The sequence below is a fragment of the Tenacibaculum xiamenense genome (assembly GCF_964513065.1).
In the GTDB taxonomy this organism is placed as follows: domain Bacteria; phylum Bacteroidota; class Bacteroidia; order Flavobacteriales; family Flavobacteriaceae; genus Polaribacter; species Polaribacter xiamenense.
Genome location: NZ_CAZEQU010000039.1, coordinates 292,293 through 306,419 on the forward strand (window position 1 = coordinate 292,293; position 14,127 = coordinate 306,419).

The window sequence follows — 14,127 nt, forward strand, 5'->3', positions numbered from 1 at the left end:
AGTTTATTATTTAGTTGTTGAGTTTGTATTAACAATTCCGATTCCGTTAACTTTCCAGACATTATTAACTTTGACCATATGAATATTTAGTTTAAAGCCATCTAATTCTTTATCGCCTACAACTACGATTCTTTTTATCGAATCAAAACTTATCAGTTTAAAACCTTTATCGGGATAATCTTGGGCATTAAAAATAGGGTCAAACCCAAGTCCATATTCAGGATCTTTCTCATCAGCTTCTTTCAATATTCTACTTAATTCTGATTTCAACAAATCACTCGAACTTTTATGTGTTGCGACCCATTCCTCAACATCAAGTCCTTCCTTCATATTATCACAATTTTTGACATAATCGTTTATGAACTCCAATGCCACCTTCTGCATAGAGTTATTGGTGGATTTATTTTCATTTTTATGATTACAGCTCATACCTAAAATAAATAGAGAAGCAATGAGATAGTTTTTCATTTTCAGTTCCTTTTAATAAGTATTTCAATTTCTTTTGAGTCAATTTTATTTAAGAAGTAAGAAAGAGGGAAGCCATACTTTTTTAATATTATAGAGTTCTGATGAATAAAGTTAATCTCATATTCTCCTCCTTTATTTACAATAACAGAGAATATTTTTTTTATTTTTTCATTCTTGTAGAAATCCTGTAATTTCAATAGGCTTTTCTCTGGAAAAATTTTAATATCTGTTTCCATATTTTTAAATGAAACCTCAAACTTTCCGAGCTCAACATGCCACCCTCCGATAGCATAAATATTATAAACTCCCATTGACAAATATAATATTGTGCCGCTTTTATTGATATTAATAATCTCTTGCAAAACTTAAATATTACTTACCTTCTCTAAATGTTTTTTCAAACTTTCTTTGATTAAATAATTCCATCCTTGAACACCTGACTCTCTTTTAAACTCAGGGATGTTCTTCGGAAAATCTTCAATATACTCGGCGGTAACTATTAGTAATACCTTTTCATCAATTTCTTTTAATTCAAAGACCACCTGTGAATCTCCTGTATATTCTTTATACCTCCATTGATATCTTATTTTTTGAAAAGGAATAACTTCTTGTATGGTCCATAAATGAGTAAAGGTCCTATCTTCAATATGAACTTCAAAAGCTGTTTCAAAACCTTTTTCGGCTTTAAATGCTGTTATCTGTTCAAAATACCATTGTTTCATCTCTTTTAAATCCGTAATGGCATGCCAAACTTTTGAAAGTGAGGTCTCAAAGTATTCTTCTACAATTATGGGTAAATACGTATTCATAGTTCTAAAGTTAACTAAAATTAGCTTTGTAACTATTTATGGTGTAGTTATTAGTTCGGATATCACATTTTTAGAGTTAATGTTTTCTGCTAATAGAATACCATAATGACTAAGTTTATTATCAATATCTATAAGTGTTTTATTGGTTGATAAAGTAATTGATTTTAAACCATATTTCTTTGAGTTATTCAATAGGATTGTAGTATTTCCAATGGTGAAATTTTCAATATTCAAAAACTTGGTTTTAAAATAAGTATTATACTCCTCAATGTATGCTTTAGAGTCTTTAACATCAATATCAATTTGTTTTATACCTAACACTCCATTCTTATGGATATAGGCATCATTTTCAGGAAATCGATTCGGTTTATATTCAGACATAACAAAAGGAAGATGCATTTTATCAAAAGCAAAGAGCTTCCAATTTACAATTTGATTTAAATGATTTTTTCTTGTCATTTTTATTAGTTTGGATTTTTTTTCAGATAACTTATGAAATGAATCAATATCATCTGAAAGAACCGCCAAGTCCAAGAACCGTTCTTTTGAAATGCAATAATGAGCAAATCTCTTAAATATAATACCGAATAAATTAAGGATTTTAATACGAGCAAGAAATCTGAATACCCTTGGAAACATTGATTGATCGATGAGTTCTAAAAAGGAACCATCTTTGAAATAAATCATTGCATGATGGCAGTTTTTCTTACTATTCCCAGGATAAACTCTAAATCCAAGATCTTTAAAATCATTCATGGTGTTTTCCAAGTTATCAACTCTTAAAAGTACATGGTCAATTTTCATTCTATTATAGCCTTTGATTAGTCAAATAAAGGTATACTAAAGATAAATGAATGGAGAATTATTCATGTTAAAATTAGAGACCCTTAACATACTTTAACGATGTGTTTTAAAGCTAAGATTTAATTAAAATACCTCACACTTTCCCTCGCTTTCTTAGAACGATAATGATATACAAAAAAACAATACTTATATAGCCACCAATTAATAGTGTTAGTATATATGATTTGTTTCGTTGCATAACAACATAGTCAGCGATTCCTGCTTTCCAAAATATCCATTCATCAGCAATAGCCGACGCAATATTCCAATTTCCAGTTTCCAAAACAATGATCCCAGATTTTGATTTAACATCAATCCTAGCGGCTGTATTAATAGCATTATTTCCACTACCATCGTGCCCAATAATATGGGAGCTAGTATCATTTTGACTATACAAATGAGGACCTAATCCATAAACAGGTGTGTCATTAATAAATGTTTCTGCTTTTTGCATAGTGTTCAAGGTTTTTTCTGTCAGTACAGGATTTTCAGAAACATTTGCCAGTAAGAATTTTGATAAATCATTAGTACTAGTGTAAAGACCAGCGGCGGCAAGTGCTGTGAATTTATTCATAACTCTTGTAGTACCATCCGTTTTATAAACTTTAGCAACTTCGAAATTCTGCCCTTGGTAACTGAACGTGGATTGTTGCATATTTAAAGGAAGTAAAACTTCATTTTTAATGTATTCCTGAAACGGTTTTCCACTTACTTCTTCAATCAATAGTTGTAGTAAAGTATAGCCAGCGCCTGAATACATATATTTACTTCCAGGTTCATAACCAACGATTGCTTTTCCTTCAGAGTTTCCTGAATCTTTGGCTTTTGTTAACGATTCTTCAATAGTTTGGATGCTTTCGCTTGGAAGGAAGCCTCCATAACCTAAATCATCAATTAATCCAGAAGAGTGTGAGAGTAGTTTTCTAACGGTAACTTTACTATTGTCGAAATCACTTTCGGGTAAATGCCATCGGGTTAGGTATTGATCGATAGGAGTATCTAAATCTACCTTTCCTTCTTCAACGAGTTTCATAACAGCAAATGAACTTACCCATTTACTAATCGAAGCAACAGGGAATAGAGTATTTTTAGTAATCTCATTACCTTGAGAAAAGTACCATTGTTCGGAAACGTTTCCATCCTCAATTAAGGTCATAGCGAAATTCCCTACATATTCATCATTGACTTTTTGTTTTACTGCTTCTTTAAAAGCCTTTGGTGTATTCTCATTAGTTAATGGCTTTAGAAGAAAACCATCCATAAATCCGTATCCTATAAATGCCGTCCAAATTAATAAGACAAGAACAACGATTGCGATGTGTTTAAGTATTTTCATATGTTATTTATTTGATTTTTTTAAATTCGATTTCGTTTAAGTATTGAGCAGATACCTTAAGTCCAGTTATTTCCTTGCTGCTGTTTTTTATGAAATCTACTTTTCCAAAGTAATATTCATTCGTGTAAAAGCTGTCTTTCTCAAGTACTTTTAGTAAAATAGTATTATTTGAGTTGTGTTTCGCAACCAATTCATTATCGATAATTTTCAATTCATATATTGTATTTAACTCTTCATTTTTATAAAAACCTACATATTTCGATAAATCTGATTCTAATAAGTTCGGAGTTTGTTCAAAAGAAACTTTCTTACAATATCTAGTAATATCGGCCACATGAAAGTTTATGCGATTTTTATGAAATACAAACTTTGAGTGTGGGATATAAGGAAATTCAAAGGCATTATTACCTAAAGACTTAAGAGGAGTTTTAACATCACCACCAAACTGTTGCCAACATAACTTCCCTTTTTCAATAATGAAATTATAATAATATCCTGGGTAAATTTCGTAAGTCCCTTCAAAGTCTTTCAAGTTGGTGTTGTTGCTATTGGTTTTAGATGTAGGTTCCGTTAATTCTTCATTTAGAACAATTTCTAATGAGTTATAAACAACATCTAGTCCTGTCATACCTCCTGCGTTTGAAAGGAAAACAAAAGATAACTTATGAGATGGAACATGTAAAATATAGGAACGATAGCTTTCAGTTCCTCCTCCGTGGAAAACGATTTCTATTCCTTTGTAAACATCTTTATGCAATCCTAAACCATAATTCGTTTTTATTTGTGAATCAGTTACGGTAACCTCTTCCATTCTGTTGTAAAATTCTCTTTGTCCAAGTTTAATATCGTGGTAGTTATTCGCCCAAAGACTTAAATCATGTATTGAAGTATAGATTCCTGATGAACCAATGGTGGCTAACTTTACTGGCTGTTGAATGTAGTTTCCGTTGCGTTCTTGATAAGAAAAAGCTTTATTTTTTACCACGCTGTTTGTATACTTAACAGCATAAGTGTTATGCATTCCTAAAGGAGAAAAAATCTTTTGTTTTAATTGTTCTTCGAATGAAGATTTACCAATTCTTTCAATAATTTCAGCTAACAAAATATAACCAGTGTTGTTGTAGTCAAACTTTTCTCCAGGTAAAAAAGTTGGCTTTTTAATTTTTAAAAGCATAGCAACGATTTCTTCAAAATGCATTGAGTTCTTTCCGCTTAATTGTGCTAACTCGTCTGGGTTAGGTAAACCATGTGTATGGTTTGTTAATTGTTTGATTGTGATCTTAGACGGTAAATGATTTAATTCCGGTAAGTGTTTACGAACATCATCCGTGAAAGATAGTTTGCCTTCTGCTTCTAACAATAAAGCCAAATAAGTGGTGAATTGTTTTGAAACCGAAGCAATATTAAATCGAGTGGAAGTATTAATTGAAACTTGATTTTCAACGTTAGCTAGTCCTTCACTTTTTTGAAATATTTCCTTGCGATTTTTTAAAATAGTAAAAGTAGCCCCAGGTTTGTTTTTTGAAAAATAAGAATTGAAAAGAGCGTTAATTTCTTTGGTTTTTTCCTGAGTTAGATTTTGAGCATGTGCATTAATAGATAGGATAAAAATTAATAAAGCAATTTTAGATCTCATAAAGATCGTGAAAAAAGTAAGACTTGAAATGTTAGTACTAGAGTAGTTTGCTTTTTGACTCATGATATTGTGTTTTGTAATTCGAGTCAAAGATGCGGGTTAAAAACCGACTAGAGGTTTTAGTAAAGGAACTCGTACCTTTTTATGGTAAATAAAAGGTTCGAATAAAAGTCGTACTTTTTTAAGTGTTTGATTTTCTGTAGGAAGAAGGTGTTGTTGAAGTGTTTTTTTTGAAAGCAGTATTAAACGAAGATTTAGAGTTAAAACCTACTTCATACATGATTTCTTGAATGTTTAGCCCTTTATTTTTTAAAAGAATCTTAGCTTCTTCTATTCGATGAAAGTTAATATAATCGTAAAAATGCTTCCCCACAACTTTGTTAATAATAAAGGAGAGACGCTTTTCAGGAATGTCAATTTGTTCTGCTAATTTTTGAAGTGTAAGTGCATCGTCGAGGTAAGGTTTTTTCTCTTCCATAAATTGGTTGATAAGTTTGATGTCCTTATCGTATTGATCACTTTCTTCAATAGTTTCTTTTTGAGGTAATGGTTTTATTTCTTTTTCAATGCCAGTAAACAAATGAGGACTTCTCATTGTTTTTAAAACAAACCAACAGATAATAGTAAGAGCAAAAAGAAAGATTGCAGTATTCAATACACGAAGCATATCTTGATTTACGAAAGCCCTGAGAACAACTAAGGAATTACCAATCAAAAATAGAATAGTGGTTGTTTTTAACCATTTGTAAGTTTCATTTTCAGAAGTGTAATTTTCTAAATAACTGTTTCGATATTGCTTTAAAGTATATAGGATTATGATGATATAAGAGTAATATTGAATTTGTCCACTAGCTTCATAAATTAAATCAGTTTTGCCTGAAAGTCCAATGTTTAGAAACAATATTGAAAATACAGCAAAGGGAATTCCGTGTAGTAATAGTTTAGGTGAAAGCGAATAATTAGTATAACAGGTCGTTTTTACATAGAAGTAAAACAACGGCATTTGTAAAAAAACAGATGCAACTCGAATACTATTTAGACTAGGAATTTGTATATAAACATCTCTTAAAAAAAGTGCAGTAAAATCGAAAGAGGTAACAACAAGAAAAGCCGCAAAAAAATAGTTGGCTGTTTTATTTTTTGAAGGAACCGTAATTAAAAATACAGCTAAGAGTAACAATAAAAATACGATGATTTTAGCAATATCGTTTATCATAAATTAATAGACTTGGTAAGTTCAGTTTGCTGATTGTTTTCAAGTGTTAAATATAATGGATTCATAAATAATAGAACCAAAGATATTTTTAATCGATAGTTTAATTCGTATTTCTCGGAAAGTCAACCGATTTTCTTAATATAATAACTTCAATGACTCAATCTACCTTTCCAAAAACTCCTTAAAAGTGTTTCCCCAGTAGTTATTGTTGTTACTAGCATTAGGTTCACCTTCTTCCGTAAGTAGAGCGTTATTATCGCTGCTTTCGAGCTTCCATAACCAAGCAAGAGTTGAAGTATTTGTTGCTTCTACAGCATTTAAAAAGTGCTCAACAGGCATTACATCACCAACATTTTGAACTCCAATTTCACCAATAATAACGGCATAGTCATTATTTTTTAAACGATTAATTCTTGTTGTAATTTGTTCTTGACTGGTATTCACAAGCCATTTTTCATAGGCATGAAGATCAAACAAGATATTATATCGGTTATTTAGAAGCCTATCTCCCCTTTCTAAAATAGCACTTTCCGACTGCCCTTGCTCATTTCCAGGAACAATGATTATATTTTGAAAATCCTCAACCCATCTAAGATTATCAACCATATCTTTCATATCATTTAACCAGAGTTCATGAGTATAATCGTTTTGATTATTCCAATGATAAGGTTCATTCCAAACTTGAATCCAAACGTCTGGTTGATTTTTGAAATGTTCTGCTATAAGTTTCATTTTAGTTTTATAGGTTTCATAAAATGATTGAGAGGAAGGATTAAGTCCAGTAAATAAAGTTCGTTCACCATTCGAGTTTACCCATCCAAAAGGACATAAGATGGTGATTTTATCATGTGCTCTATTTTGATTTACGATGTTTTGTAGAGAATGATACCAAACATTATCACTTCCCAAAATTGGATTTCCTTCAATAGGCTGTTCTCGAAGATTACCAATGAATTCTCGAATGATTTCAACATTCCAACGATCCATTAAATCGATATTACCAAGTCCATAGGTTTGCAAGGCGTTCACTCCTTTATATCGAACTGCTGAACCATTTTTTAGAAGTTTTGAACCTTCAATTGTATATAGACCATTCAATTGCTCAGGAACGGGAGGTATATTTTCTGAAGATGGTTGTATTTCTTGTCGACTACTACAAGAAATTAAAACGAGAAAAGAGCAAACTATAATAAATCGTCTATACGTCATAATTCAAGTATCATTATTGATTCTTATAAAGATACGTTTTTTGATAGATTTTGGGTTTGATAACTAGTGTTTAAAAGAGTGAATTTGGTAAGTTAGTGAAAGCGTGTTAATATAAAAACTTAGTAATTGTGGGGTTTTTCTTTGAAATTTTCAGAGTTATTATATCTCCAATTTCAAACTCTTTTTTATTACCAATTGCCCGATAGTTTTTAGTTTTGAATCGGACAGTATACTTTTTTTGTTCATAAACAAAATCACATTTTCCTGTTTGTACATATAGTCCATGGCCAACATGGTACCTTCTCTCAGAAATGATCTTGGCTCTAATTGATGTTGTTTCATGACCGATGTACTTTAATTCATCTGTGAAGAAAAGATAAACAAATATTCCCGTAATTCCGACAAACAAACATACTAGAATAAATCTGACAATGTCTGAATTCCAAAACATGTTTTGATCTAGTTTGAGTGTTTTTTTCTTATGCATACTCAATTTTTAGCAATATTATTTCAGTTTAAAATTAAAGAAAATCTCATAAATGTAAATAAACTACATGTTTTTTGGGAGGAATTCTGGAATGGTATAATAATTTAGAAAACTTAAGAAATCAGGTTTATTTAGAAACACCAATTCTAAGGAGTAATGGAAAGTTAATTTTTTTGAGTTCATTTTTCGCCCAATATTGATTTAGTTTTTTTTGAACTTCTTTAACAGGATTAAAATTATTACTCTTGGTAAAGTGCTTTACAGCAGACCAAGTGTTTAAGTAACCTATAAAATGGTCAAGATTCCAGTAATGCTCATTGATAAATTTTGGTGTTTGAATCTCTTGAAAAGGAAATGGAATCGTTTGGTAATTTTTATCTATATAACTTCTTTCTTTATCCCAATATTTTCCAATAACATTAATATAAAAATGATCAATTATTTCGTCTATTTCATCTGACACTCGAACTCTTCCATATCCCATGACACAAAGAATGCTATTTTCTCTGGATGTTCTTTTTACTTCATCATAGAATTTTTCAAAATTAAACCAGTGTATGGCCTGAGCAACAGTTATTAAATCAAAAGTTTGATTGTTAAAATTAGTCTTTTCAGAAGGTTGTTTACTATAATGTATATTTTCAGCTTTAAAGGCGTTGTCAAGCTGCGATTGACTTATATCTGAAGCAAAAACATTTTGAAACGATTTAGAAAGTTGATAGGCTATTTGACCATTACCCGTGCCACAATCCCATGCATTTTCTTTATTGGTAACAAGAGTGCTTAAATAGTCAAAAAAATCAGAAGGATAACTCGGTCTAAATTTAGCATAATTATCAGAGCGTAAAGAAAAGTTATCCTTCATAAATAAATGGTTTAATATGTTGATTTACTTGGTTTTATTGAGGGTTGAAATAGACACTCTAATATAACCCATTTTAATAAAAAAAACAGCACGGTATTGTGCTGTTTATTCTTCTGATTCCCTTTCTCTGTAGTCAAAAACTTAGTTCCGACTCAAAACGTTTAATGGTATAGTATATTTTGTTAGTGAAAGACTTTTTATCTGTCAATGGTATTGGAGTTAGTTAAGCTTTTTCTTCTAACAGCATGTTTTAAAACGTATCGCATGCGTTCAATTTGATCCTTGGTAAATTCATTTAGGCATTTATCATAGGTAATATTCATGTAATTATTTACGGGAGCTATTTTTCCATCACAAGCTAATGGAGGGTTATCACAATTTTCAATGGGACCAGCTACAGGAGGTGTATCTTCAATATAGTCATCTTGTTCATGGCAATGTTTACCATCGTATCTCCCCCAGATATGGAATAATCCTAAAAAATGCCCCATTTCATGTGTTAAGGTCTTACCTAAATGAGCTCCATCTTGAATTTCCGATTTTCCGAAGTGGTGAGCATTAATCATAATACCATCACCAACAGCTACCAATTCTTCTTCTAGCCCAGGTAAGTTTGTAGTAGGAATGGTTGCATACCCGAGAGCTTCATTACGGTTTAGTCCTCCATATACCCATACATTGATGTATTTTTCTGGATTCCAGTATGCGAGTCTAGGAAGCCAGTCATGAGGTCGTTCGGATTCATCTCGATCAGGATCATTTTCATAATAATTGATTCTAATGATTCCATTAGTAGGAGCTCCATTTGCATCTCGTTGTGCAAGTTTAAATTGAATAAATGAGTCGTCACTTATTGGAGAGTTGTTTTCACCTAAGGTTCCTTTTTTTCTCCTGAAATCGTCATTGAGAGATTTTATTTGTTCTTTAATTCGTTCGTCAGATAGATTGGAGCCTTCACCGATATTTTCACCACCATGGATCACATGTACAACAATGGGTAATGTGTACAATGTAGGGGGTGTTGGTGTACTTGGTGTATCGTTTTCATCTTTATTACAGGAAAAGATTATTCCTATAATCGCTAGTAGTAGGATTTTGTTTTTCATACTTTGGTTTTTGGTTATAAGCAGTTTTAACTTTGGTTATATACCTAAAGATGAAAAAACATATAAAAGGTTGCGTCAAACTTTATGAAAAGAATGAGATTGTTTAATTCGATAAAATAGAAAAAAGAAAGAGTTAATATGTTATGTGGTTTGTAACTTTTTCTGATAGAGGTTGTTAGTGGATAAAGGAGTTTTTTTAATGCCTACTTTTTCAAAACCAATTTTTTCGTAATAACGACAGAGTCCAAGATTCTTAGCATCGGCATCCAGTCTTAAAAACTCAGTGTTGGTCTTTATTGAATCGTTTTCAATTTTTTGAATAATAGTAGCTCCTAATCCTTTTCCGTTAAACCTTTCTTTAATAACCAATGAATGAATATACTTAGCTTTTTCAGATTGCTTTCCCCAGTAAGGAATATCTTCATCTAAAATTCTGACCATTCCGATATTCTCATTTTGTTCGGTATTGATAAAATAGAACTCACGATTCGCAATTCCTTCGGCAACCCATTCAACCTTCTCTTTAGGAGGGTTTTTCCAATATTGCCAGTGATCAACATTTTTTTTATTAATCTTTTCTGCGGCTTCTTTAAATAAACTTAAAACCTTTGCTAGGTCTTCTTTTTCTATTTGTTTAAATGAGATTGTCATCTAATTATTGAATATCTTTTTTAGTTGGTTTAATAATCATTCTGAAGTATTGATCTTTGTATATATAATAGCCCAACCAATTATATAGTGTTCTTACTTTATTTTTAAAGTTGACCAGTCCCATAATATGAACAAAAATCCAGATTAACCAAGCGCTAAATCCTTTGATAGAACTTTTTTGATTAGGGAAGTCTAATACCGCCTTATTTCTACCAATAATGGCCATTGATCCTTTATCAGTGTACTTAAAAGGTTTCCAATATTGTTTCGATTTAAGTAGGTTCTGAGCTAGATTTTTTGCTTGCTGTAAGGCGGGTTGTGCTAACTGTGGATGTCCTTTAGGATAGTTGTCATCATCACTTATCATAGCACAATCCCCCAAGGCATAAATATTTTCATAGCTCACAACTTTATTAAACTTATCTGTTTTTAATCGTTTTCCAACACCAAAACTTTCTTCTGAAAATCCAGGAAATGTTTTTGCTGAAACTCCAGCAGCCCAAATAAGGTTTCTCGATTTAATTTCTGTTCCATTTGATAATATTACAGTTTCTCCATCGAAATCTTTTACCAAAGTATTCATCATTAACTGAACCCCTAGTTCTTTTAATTTTTTGGTCGTATAACTTTTTGAAGAATCGGACATTGGCGCCAAAACAGAACTTTGCGCATCTATTAAACTAATTTCTCCTAAATCTTCCTTATCCAACTCAGGGTAATCTTTCATGATAATTGAGCTTTTCATCTCAGCCAAAATACCTGAAAGTTCAACACCAGTTGGACCTGCACCTGCAATAACAAAAGTTAAGTATTTTTTTCTTTCTTCTTTGTCATGAATTCTTGTAGCATGATCTAGTCTAGTAAGAATAGTATTACGAAGCGATAAAGCATCACTGATAGTTTTCATAGGTAAACTTTTCTCTTCGATATTTTTATTCCCGAAGAAGTTCGATTCTGTACCAGTTGCCATAACAAGTATATCATAACTGAATTCTCCGTTACTTAAAATAATTTTGTTTTCCTCAGGAACGACTCTTTCCAATGAACCTAAACGGAATCGAGCATTTTTTAAGTTTCTAAGTATTTTTCGGAAAGGATAACTAATAGCTGAAGGTTCCATAAAACCAGTTGATACCTGGTAAATTAAAGGGGGAAAGAAGTTGTAGTTATTACTATCCACCAATATGATTTGATATTCTTTTGAATTGCCTAGTCTTTTTACTAGTTCCAATCCAGCAAATCCACCACCTACAACAACGAGCGTTTTAGTGTTATTCATAGTTAAGTTAACTTTCATTTTGTATAACAAATATCGTCAAATAAAAATGGAAAATACTTAAGCTAGTTTAAGAAAATACTTGTCATTTTGTTAAAAAATCAACTAATGAAAATAGCTTTTAATTAGGAGAAACACTATTAATTGTTCTTATTGTCTGTCGCTTAGATTCTGTTTCTAGAACATCATTGTAAATAAAATCTATAATTTCATCAAAACATTGTGTAATAGGAAGGCTAGCCCACTCATGCGAACCACCTTCAATTGTGTATAGATAATATGAAGTGCCCAATCCTGATAATCGCTTTGCTATTGCCTTAGAACCAAACAACATTAAATACCCACTACTATCAGGAGTACAATAGTGATGAGGAGCAATGTTATAAGGTACGAGTCGATCACCTGTACCATGAAAAAGTTGCGTTGGTATTGCGCTATTTTCATTGATGTTACTCAAAGTAGTAATGGCACCTGCCATGCCAATGACGCCAGCATAAGAAAAATCAGGAGACAATACACCATCTTTGTAGGTGTACACCATATTTAAAACTGTTTCTGCACCAGCACTAGAGCCAGAAAGGACAATTTTAGTTGTGTCAATCTTAAATTTATTGTTGTTCTCTAGGATATATTTTACCGCTAAGTTTACATCATTAGAAGCTGTATTTATAGCCTCTATTTTTTTATCCGTATTTACATTACAACCAAAACCAATTCCTTTCATTGTAAGCTGGTAAGATACAGAAGCTACTGCATATCCATATTGAGCTAATTTAGTAGCGAAACTCACAATTTCTGATTCATCTCTTTTCCCTCCAGAAAATCCTCCTCCATGAACATAAATAATCAATGGTGTTGTTTGCTCATTTTGTTTGGCTTTGTAAAAATCCAATAAAAGCGTCTTATTTCCTTGAGAAGAATAGGTGTGTGTTGTTTTATTAACTTCTGAGTAATTTTGGTTTTTGTATAGTGTTTGACCAACTGAAATTTCTATTGAAATTAGTAAAAGAAATGTAAAAACGTTTTTAAACATAATTGGTTAGTTTAGACTTAATGGTTAGATAAGATCAAGTTAATCAAAATATATGAAACAAAAATCAGAGATTGTTCACATGTTTGATTAACCTCTGATTTTAGCATGATTTTTTTAATTTTTATCCCAGTCATTTTTCAAATAGAGAAGCGCACTTTCTAGCGCTTTTTTCGAAGACTTAGGATTAAAATTGAGATCTCTTCTAGAGTTATCGATATTATAATCCTGTTTAAGACCATAAAACATGTCAATATAATGACGCTGCAAAAGAGGTTCTTTACCGCTGAGTTTACTGCTAAATTCCATTAAGCCAGCTACAGAATAAAGTAACCATTTAGGCGCCTTTTTAGGGATTTTTAAATTTAACTCTGGAAACATATCTGCAGCAACCTTAACGGTTTCTTGCAGCGTTGTGTGTTTTTCATTTGAAAGAATATATCGTTTACCGTTCTTTCCACTTTTCATGGCGTTGAAGGTTCCTAAGGCAACATCTTTAACATCAATCCAATTGAGAGAAATATTTGTGTCAACAGGTATTTCTCCCTTTAAAACTTGGTGTATTAAGTTATTTGAATAACTAAGTTTATGAGCTTCAGAACCTATCATTGCAGAAGGAAGTACGAGCACAGTTTTTATTCCATATTTTTTACCCAACTCCAAGGCAAGTTTATCAGAATCATTTTTAGAGTTGTAGTACCAATTTCTTCGATCTTTATTATATCCGTTTTCAACACTCGCGGGGAGTTTTGTGAAATCTAAACTAGCTACTGAACTTACGTAAACAATATTTTTTATGCCACATTCTTTAGCTATATCAAAAACATTTTGTGTGCCTTGCATGTTATTGTCATAAATTTCTTCTTTAGGATTTTTTGCCCACATAGAGAAGTTGGCTGCAACAGCATATAAATTAGTTACACCTTTGAATGCTTTTTTTAAAGAACTCCTGTCGGTAATATCCGCTTGAACAACTTCGCAATCTAAATCTTTAAAAGGTACTTTATTATCAATGTTACGGACAGTAGTTCTAACCTTTATATTGTTTTTTAAGAGAAGTCTAACCAAGTTATTTCCTAGATGTCCATTTCCTCCTGTTACTAATGAAATTTCGTTACTCATGTTTAAATTTTTATTTTAAAGCAAACTTAGATTGCTTTTATTTGAGCAGAAATAACATTTGTTAGAAAGTACT

At 31.5% G+C, this 14,127-nt stretch carries 15 protein-coding genes; all 15 read right to left on the bottom strand.

Features of this window, described 5'->3' with window-relative positions:
* Positions 1-6: 6 nt before the first annotated feature.
* Positions 7-468: a hypothetical protein gene (locus ACKTTV_RS19020; RefSeq protein ID WP_408032465.1), complete on the bottom strand. Its 462-nt coding sequence runs from the start codon at positions 466-468 to the stop codon at positions 7-9.
* Positions 469-470: 2 nt separating this feature from the next.
* Positions 471-779 carry a hypothetical protein gene (locus ACKTTV_RS19025; protein ID WP_408032466.1) on the bottom strand — a complete coding sequence of 103 codons (309 nt, stop codon included), beginning with the start codon at positions 777-779 and terminating at the stop codon, positions 471-473.
* A 54-nt stretch (positions 780-833) separates the two neighbouring features.
* Positions 834-1,277, bottom strand: coding sequence for an SRPBCC family protein (locus ACKTTV_RS19030; RefSeq protein WP_408032467.1), 444 nt, complete (start codon positions 1,275-1,277; stop codon positions 834-836).
* Between the two features lie 36 nt (positions 1,278-1,313).
* Positions 1,314-2,081, bottom strand: a complete 768-nt coding sequence (locus ACKTTV_RS19035) for a VOC family protein (protein WP_408032468.1) — start codon at positions 2,079-2,081, stop codon at positions 1,314-1,316.
* Positions 2,082-2,214: 133 nt separating this feature from the next.
* On the bottom strand, positions 2,215-3,456 hold the full coding sequence (locus ACKTTV_RS19040; RefSeq protein WP_408032469.1) for a serine hydrolase domain-containing protein: 1,242 nt from the start codon (positions 3,454-3,456) through the stop codon (positions 2,215-2,217).
* Between the two features lie 7 nt (positions 3,457-3,463).
* The gene (locus tag ACKTTV_RS19045) at positions 3,464-5,155 is read right to left on the bottom strand and encodes a serine hydrolase domain-containing protein (RefSeq protein ID WP_408032470.1); all 1,692 of its coding nucleotides are present in this window, start codon (positions 5,153-5,155) and stop codon (positions 3,464-3,466) included.
* Between the two features lie 118 nt (positions 5,156-5,273).
* On the bottom strand, positions 5,274-6,308 hold the full coding sequence (locus ACKTTV_RS19050) for a helix-turn-helix domain-containing protein (RefSeq protein ID WP_408032471.1): 1,035 nt from the start codon (positions 6,306-6,308) through the stop codon (positions 5,274-5,276).
* 162 nt (positions 6,309-6,470) lie between these two features.
* Entirely contained in the window at positions 6,471-7,517 is a 1,047-nt protein-coding gene (locus tag ACKTTV_RS19055) for a cellulase family glycosylhydrolase (RefSeq protein ID WP_408032472.1), read from the bottom strand.
* Between the two features lie 106 nt (positions 7,518-7,623).
* The gene (locus ACKTTV_RS19060; protein WP_408032473.1) at positions 7,624-8,004 is read right to left on the bottom strand and encodes a hypothetical protein; all 381 of its coding nucleotides are present in this window, start codon (positions 8,002-8,004) and stop codon (positions 7,624-7,626) included.
* Positions 8,005-8,131: 127 nt separating this feature from the next.
* Positions 8,132-8,869 (bottom strand): class I SAM-dependent methyltransferase, encoded by a 738-nt coding sequence (locus tag ACKTTV_RS19065; RefSeq protein ID WP_408032474.1) that lies wholly within the window; start codon positions 8,867-8,869, stop codon positions 8,132-8,134.
* Positions 8,870-9,066: 197 nt separating this feature from the next.
* Positions 9,067-9,975 (bottom strand): M43 family zinc metalloprotease, encoded by a 909-nt coding sequence (locus ACKTTV_RS19070; RefSeq protein WP_408032475.1) that lies wholly within the window; start codon positions 9,973-9,975, stop codon positions 9,067-9,069.
* A gap of 141 nt (positions 9,976-10,116) precedes the next feature.
* A complete protein-coding gene (locus ACKTTV_RS19075) occupies positions 10,117-10,626 on the bottom strand; it encodes a GNAT family N-acetyltransferase (RefSeq protein ID WP_408032476.1) in 510 nt (169 codons plus the stop codon).
* Positions 10,627-10,630: 4 nt separating this feature from the next.
* Positions 10,631-11,905 (bottom strand): NAD(P)/FAD-dependent oxidoreductase, encoded by a 1,275-nt coding sequence (locus ACKTTV_RS19080; RefSeq protein WP_408032477.1) that lies wholly within the window; start codon positions 11,903-11,905, stop codon positions 10,631-10,633.
* A gap of 118 nt (positions 11,906-12,023) precedes the next feature.
* Positions 12,024-12,935 carry an alpha/beta hydrolase gene (locus ACKTTV_RS19085; RefSeq protein ID WP_408032478.1) on the bottom strand — a complete coding sequence of 304 codons (912 nt, stop codon included), beginning with the start codon at positions 12,933-12,935 and terminating at the stop codon, positions 12,024-12,026.
* Positions 12,936-13,049: 114 nt separating this feature from the next.
* Positions 13,050-14,054, bottom strand: coding sequence for an NAD-dependent epimerase/dehydratase family protein (locus tag ACKTTV_RS19090; protein ID WP_408032479.1), 1,005 nt, complete (start codon positions 14,052-14,054; stop codon positions 13,050-13,052).
* Positions 14,055-14,127 lie beyond the last annotated feature (73 nt).